This is a genomic window from Falcatimonas sp. MSJ-15 (genome assembly GCF_018918265.1).
GTDB lineage: Bacteria > Bacillota > Clostridia > Lachnospirales > Lachnospiraceae > Falcatimonas.
Window position 1 is genome coordinate 1 of sequence record NZ_JAHLQC010000058.1, and the last position, 1,048, is coordinate 1,048.

At 32.7% G+C, this 1,048-nt stretch carries 2 pseudogenes; both read right to left on the reverse strand.

Annotation, left to right across the window (positions count from 1 at the left end):
• Positions 1–374, reverse strand: a pseudogene (locus KQI85_RS16340) (hypothetical protein); the annotation flags it as partial.
• Positions 375–590: 216 nt separating this feature from the next.
• Positions 591–1,048, reverse strand: a pseudogene (locus KQI85_RS16345) (hypothetical protein); the annotation flags it as partial.

Here is a 1,048-nt window from a genome sequence, read left to right on the forward strand (position 1 = left end):
ACATACTGTGGTGTCGGAATAGGTATTAACTTCTTATTATATATTCCATAACGTTCTGTCTTAATATACTGGCTTAGAAGATTCGCATAATACATAAGTCCTCTTGCCGGCATATTCGGGTTAATCGAACTCTGCTGTTCCCACAAGACCATGTTGCTGTCTAGAAGAATTGATATATCATTCTTCATCTTCATGTATATTACATCATCAAGTGTTGTTATCCTGATATCTTCTGTGTTGTTGTATTCTGTTCCGTTAAGTGCATTATAAAGTGATAACATATCCTCTTTATACTCTTCGGAACCGAATCTTAATCTAAAAAGTCTGTCCTTGTAAGTACGGTTAATACCTACGTTTTCATTAGTTGATGCCATAAAAATCCTCTCTTGTCTATTCTCCCGTCTATATTCCGGTTCTTAATGTTAGTGTTAATCTACCATATAAATTATAAAGTTCAAAATCTATGCTTATCTATAATCTATAAGTTAATCTTATCTATGAATTACTTCTGTCTAATCCTTTAAATGCTTTATTAAAGTATCTGTCAATTACTTTTATCTAATCCTTTAATGGCTTTATCAAAGTATCTATCAATTACTTTTATCTAATCCTTTAAGGACTTTATCGAAGTATCTATCAATCTCCAAAGGTGTAAGCTCAAACTTTTCTGAAATCTGCTGGGCTATCGTGCTGTCATCTAGTCCAAGTCCTCTTAATATTGATACCATTGTCAGAATATTCTTGATGCGTTCCTCTTCACGTCCTTCCTCACGAGCCTCTTCTCTTAACTCTGCTTCATATATCTTTTCATCAAATTCTGTTATACACACACTAAACACCTCCGCCTTATGCTTTATCAAAAATTCTCTCATAATATTTTCTTCTATGCAGTAATCTATTGCCTTGGTTATTGCTGTCTTGATATCTATGCCTTTGTCATCTGAGTATTCTCTTACTTTATTTATAAATATCATATATTCCTTAAGTGGTCTACATCTTTCTAACAGTTCATCATTTTTACCGGTATTAAGATTATATACCATTGCTG